Here is a 4,362-nt window from a genome sequence, read left to right on the forward strand (position 1 = left end):
ACCGGTACAGGTGGCCCTGTCCCTCGGTGCGGCGGTCCTGGCCGCCGTGGCCGTGATGACCGTGACGGCGCTCGTTGCGCGTCGCCAGGGTCGCGTGGTGGTCGTGGACGTCGCCTGGGGACTGGGCTTCGTCGTGATCGCCGCCGCGTGCGCGCTGGTGGCGACCGCGGTCGGTGCGGGCGAGGGACTCCGCACCGGCGTCCTCGTCGTGATCGTGGGTGTGTGGGGGCTGCGGCTGGGATGGCACATCCACCGCCGCAGCAGTGCCCCCGACCACGGCGAGGATCCTCGCTACCTGGCCGTGCTCGGCGGCCCGCTCTCCGAGGTCGGAATGGGCGTCGCCGTACGCAAGGTCTTCGGCGTGCAGGGCGCCGTCATGGCAGTGATCGCGTTGCCGGTCGCCGTCGGCGTCGTGAGCGACGTCTGGTGCTGGCCCCTGGTCGCCGTCGGCGGAGTCGTGTGGCTGGTCGGTCTGGTCTTCGAGTCCGTCGGCGACGCCCAGCTCGCGGCCTACAAGTCGCTGCCGCGAGAGTCGCGCCCTGCGGTGCTGGACAGCGGGTTGTGGCGCTACACGCGCCACCCGAACTACTTCGGCGACGCCTGCGTGTGGTGGGGGGTGTGGCTGGCCGGCGGCCTCGCGTCGGGCTGGGTCGCCGGACTCGCCACCCTGATCGCACCCGTGGCGATGACCTGGTTCCTCGTCTCGGTCACCGGCGTGAAGCTGCTGGAGCAGACGATGATGCAGCGCCCGGCGTACGTCGAGTACGCCTCCCGTACGTCCTCGTTCTTCCCCCTCCCGCCGAAGTAGCGCGAGTTGGGGTTTGTCACGCCCGACTTGGGGTTTGTCACCCGCGACTTGGGGTTTGTGGACGGCAGCGCCGTCGACAAGTCACAACTCGACGGTGACAAACCCCAACTCGCGCTACCTGGTCGGGACGAGCAGCTTCGAGCGGAACAGGGCGAGTACGTCGTCGAGGGCTTGCCGGGTGCGGCTGCCGGGCTCGTCGATCAGGTGCTCGGTCAGTACCGAGTGCGGCGGCAGCAGGCCGTCCGGGTTGGCGTCCTCGTCGTCCAGCTCGACCCCGACGAACGCGTCGCCGAGCTGTTCACGCAGGAATGCGAAGCGGCTGTCCGGGACGAGCTTGTCGCTGCGGAACCGGAGCCCCATCACCTGCAGGCCGGCCGCACAACGGTCCTTGACGATCGCCAGGTCCTCGTCGGAGATGTCGATGCTGCGCCGTCCCCTCGGCGAGATCGGGAGCGAGGGCTGGGAGAGGACGGGCGCGAGGAGCCGTTCGTCGGTGGCCATCGCCAGGGCGAAGCCACCGGTCAGGCACATCCCGACCGCACCGACGCCCGGGCCGCCGCAGCGCTCGTGCTCGTGCTCGGCAAGGGCCCGCAGCCAGGTCACCACGGGCGACGTCCTGCCCGTGGCGAACAGGCTGAACTCGCGGCTGACGCACACGCGGCCGAGCGCCTTGGTCGTCATGGCCACCGCGCCCAGCACGCCGGCGTTGGGGTCCCCGCCCGGGGCACCGAAGAGGCTGGGCATGATCACCGAGAAGCCCTCGTCGCGGACCCGCCGCGCGAAGTCGGCGACCTTGGGCGTGATCCCCGGGATCTCTGCGATCACGATCACCGCGGGACCGGTGCCCGATCGGTAGAGCGGATGCGTGACGCCGTCCGCGGTGAAGGTGCCGGTCTCGAATTCGCTCAGGGCGTCGTCGGTCATGGGCGGGACTCTAGGGCCAACGGCGCCCCGGTAGCGTCGGATCCATGAGCGAGCGCCCCGTGCCCGCGCCCGGTGACGAGGAGCGCGAGCTCCTCCGCCTGGCGTCGGTCGACAACTTCCGCGACGTCGCCGGCCCGGGCTACCCGACCCGCGACGGCGGCCGGGTGCGTACGGGCGTGTTCTTCCGCTCGAACGACCTGCGGCTCGCGGAGGAGGACCACACCACGATCGCCGACCTCGGCCTGCGCGCCATCCTCGACCTGCGCTCGGACGTCGAGATCGCGCTCCACCCCGACCCGGTCGTCCCCGGCGCCGAGCCCCTGCACTTCGACGCGATCGGCATCCCGATCGAGCGCCTCTCCACCCTCTCGACCCGTGCCGAGGCGATCGCCCTGATGGACGAGGTCTACCGCGGCTTCGTCGTCGAGCAGCACTGCCGTACGGCGTTCGGCGGCGTGCTGCGCCAGCTCGCCACCGGCGGCCCGCAGCTCTTCCACTGCTCCCAGGGCAAGGACCGCACCGGCTGGGTCGCCGCCCTGCTGCTCCATGTCGCCGGTGTCGACGACCCCACGATCGCGAGCGACTACCTGCTCACCAATGCCCTGACCGCCGCGAGCCGCGCGCGGGTCGAGGCCGAGATCGAGCTCCACGGCGGCCCCGACCTGCTCGACGTCTACGAGCCCACGTTGATCGTGGACATGGAGTACCTCAATGCCGCCTGGACAGCCGTCGAGGAGCTGTACGGCGACCGGTCGTCGTACCTCCGCGAAGGGCTGGGGCTCGACGACTCCGTCATCGCGCGGCTGCGGGAGCTGTTGCTCGCCGACTGATCCGCGCCGCCGTGGCCGACCGCCAACAGTCAGATGGACGGCGGCAGGTTGATCGGCATCGTCGGCTCGTCCGCCGCCTCGGGACGGGGCGGGGAACCGGGGATGTGCTGCTTGATGATCTCTTCGGTCTTCGGGTCGAGCAGGATCTCGTGGCTGTCGCCGTCGCGGCCGTCGAAGCGGACAGCGACGGTCTCGAAGCCCTTGTGGCGCTGCATCTGGGCGTACATCGCGTAGGCCCGGCGGTCGGCCTCCGTCAGATCGACCTGGTCGGTGAACGGGGTGAGCAGGGCGCGCGGCCAGAGCCGGCGGGCGAGGACGACGTTGACCTCGATGCCGAGGACGCCCATGACGGCGCCGATGTACAGCAGGCCCATCAGGCCCAGGACGACGCCGAAGGTCTCGGTCATGCTGTTGCGGTCGGCGCTGGCGACGACGTTGGTGACGTAGACGGTCCCGACCCACTGCAGCAGCTGCCACAGCGCGGCGATCGTGTAGCCGCCGGGGGCGGCCCGGACCACGTTGGCGCGGATCGCCCGGGCGGCCGCCATCCGGAGCAGGACGGTCATCGCGAAGCCGACGATGAGCATCGTCAGCAGGCGCACCAGCCAGTGGAACCAGGTGTGCTGGGACAGCTCACCGACGAGCCGGGTCTCGGTGAGGATGGCGGAGCCGACCGAGATCGCGAAGATGGTGGTGCCGGCCGCAGCCAGGATGAACAGGCTGTTGACCCGGGTCATCACCGGGTGTGGGCGGCTGTTGCGCGGCACCGCCCAGGCGGCGGACTGCACGTTCTGCAGGGCCAGCCCGAGGCCGAGTGCACCGTAGAGCGCCGTCAGCGAGCCGACGATGATGCCGCCGGTCGATCCCTGCAGGCCGTCGGGGCGGCCGAGCGCGTCGCCGATGATCGGGAACTGCGCGAGGGCCGAGTCGAGCACCTGCTTCTGCAGCGTCGGGTTGCCCTCCAAGATGAAGCCGAGGATCGAGGTGGCGAGCAGCAGCAGCGGGAAGATCGAGAGGAAGGCGTAGAAGGTGAGGATCGCCGCGAGGTAGTTCCCCTGGTCGTCGAAGAACTTGTAGATCACGGCCAGGGGGAACCCGAACACCGAATTGCGGCGCTGGCCGCGATCGATGTCCCCAACAAGTCCCACGGCCGAAACTTACGGCATGGGGTGCTGTCAACCCGGCAGCGCGACGTCAGGCGAGCAACGCAGCGATCACGACCGCGATCGGAGCGGACGCGATCGTGCTCACGAAGATGGCGTCGCGGGCGAGCAGGATGCCGCGGTCGTACCGGGTCGCGACGACGAAGACGTTCTGTGCCGTGGGCAGTGCCGAGAGCAGGGTGACGGCGAACAGGTCGGCATCATCGAGGCCCACGACGAACCGCCCGACGACGTACGCCGTCACCGGCTGCACGACCATCTTCAGCACCGTGACCGTGCCGAGCGCCTGGGCGCTCACCCCACGCCCGGGCAGTGGCCCGAGACGCAACGCGACGCCGTACGCGATCAACATGGCGGGGACCGCCATCCCCCCGACGAGCTCCAGCGGCGCGTGGACGGCGCCCGGCAGCTCGGTGTCGGTGAGGGCCAGCACCAGGCCGAGCATCGACGCGATGGTGAGCGGGTTGGTGACCGGCCGCGACAGGATCTTGCCGATGGACGGTCGCGTCGGGCTCGTCACGACGTCGAGCACGGTCAGCGCGAGCGGCTGAAGGAAGAGCAGCTGCATCAAGAGGGCGGGTACGACGAGCGCTGCGTCACCCAGCGCGTAGGCGGCGATGGGGATGCCGAGGTTGCC

Annotated in this window: 5 protein-coding genes; 2 read left to right on the top strand and 3 right to left on the bottom strand. The window is 70.4% G+C overall.

Translation table 11 applies throughout. The features are described 5' to 3' along the window. Positions 1 to 808, top strand: an 808-nt coding sequence (locus tag ACOADB_RS24590; protein WP_378605046.1) for a DUF1295 domain-containing protein, incomplete at its 5' end; no start/stop codon positions are given. A 114-nt stretch (positions 809 to 922) separates the two neighbouring features. On the opposite strand, the gene ACOADB_RS24595 is transcribed toward ACOADB_RS24590, so the two are convergent. Continuing rightward, complete coding sequence (locus ACOADB_RS24595) at positions 923 to 1,732, bottom strand: dienelactone hydrolase family protein (protein ID WP_378605049.1); 810 nt, start codon at positions 1,730 to 1,732, stop codon at positions 923 to 925. Positions 1,733 to 1,776: 44 nt separating this feature from the next. Here ACOADB_RS24595 and ACOADB_RS24600 point away from each other — a divergent pair, with 44 nt between their 5' ends. After that, the gene (locus tag ACOADB_RS24600; protein WP_378605052.1) at positions 1,777 to 2,562 is read left to right on the top strand and encodes a tyrosine-protein phosphatase; all 786 of its coding nucleotides are present in this window, start codon (positions 1,777 to 1,779) and stop codon (positions 2,560 to 2,562) included. Positions 2,563 to 2,591: 29 nt separating this feature from the next. Here the strand turns inward: ACOADB_RS24600 and ACOADB_RS24605 are convergent, their stop codons facing one another. Together ACOADB_RS24605 and ACOADB_RS24610 are read right to left on the bottom strand one after the other, a co-directional pair. Continuing rightward, complete coding sequence (locus ACOADB_RS24605) at positions 2,592 to 3,710, bottom strand: YihY/virulence factor BrkB family protein (RefSeq protein WP_378605055.1); 1,119 nt, start codon at positions 3,708 to 3,710, stop codon at positions 2,592 to 2,594. A 46-nt stretch (positions 3,711 to 3,756) separates the two neighbouring features. Further along, positions 3,757 to 4,362, bottom strand: a 606-nt coding sequence (locus ACOADB_RS24610) for an AEC family transporter (protein WP_378605058.1), incomplete at its 5' end; no start/stop codon positions are given.

The sequence above is a fragment of the Nocardioides sp. CPCC 206348 genome, from assembly GCF_048654705.1.
Classification (GTDB): Bacteria; Actinomycetota; Actinomycetes; order Propionibacteriales; family Nocardioidaceae; genus Nocardioides.

Bases quoted from the DNA above. Each gene is read 5' to 3' on its own strand.
- ACOADB_RS24595 (WP_378605049.1), bottom strand. From the start codon at position 1,732: ATGACCGACGACGCCCTGAGCGAATTCGAGACCGGCACCTTCACCGCG.
- ACOADB_RS24600 (WP_378605052.1), top strand. From the start codon at position 1,777: ATGAGCGAGCGCCCCGTGCCCGCGCCCGGTGACGAGGAGCGCGAGCTC.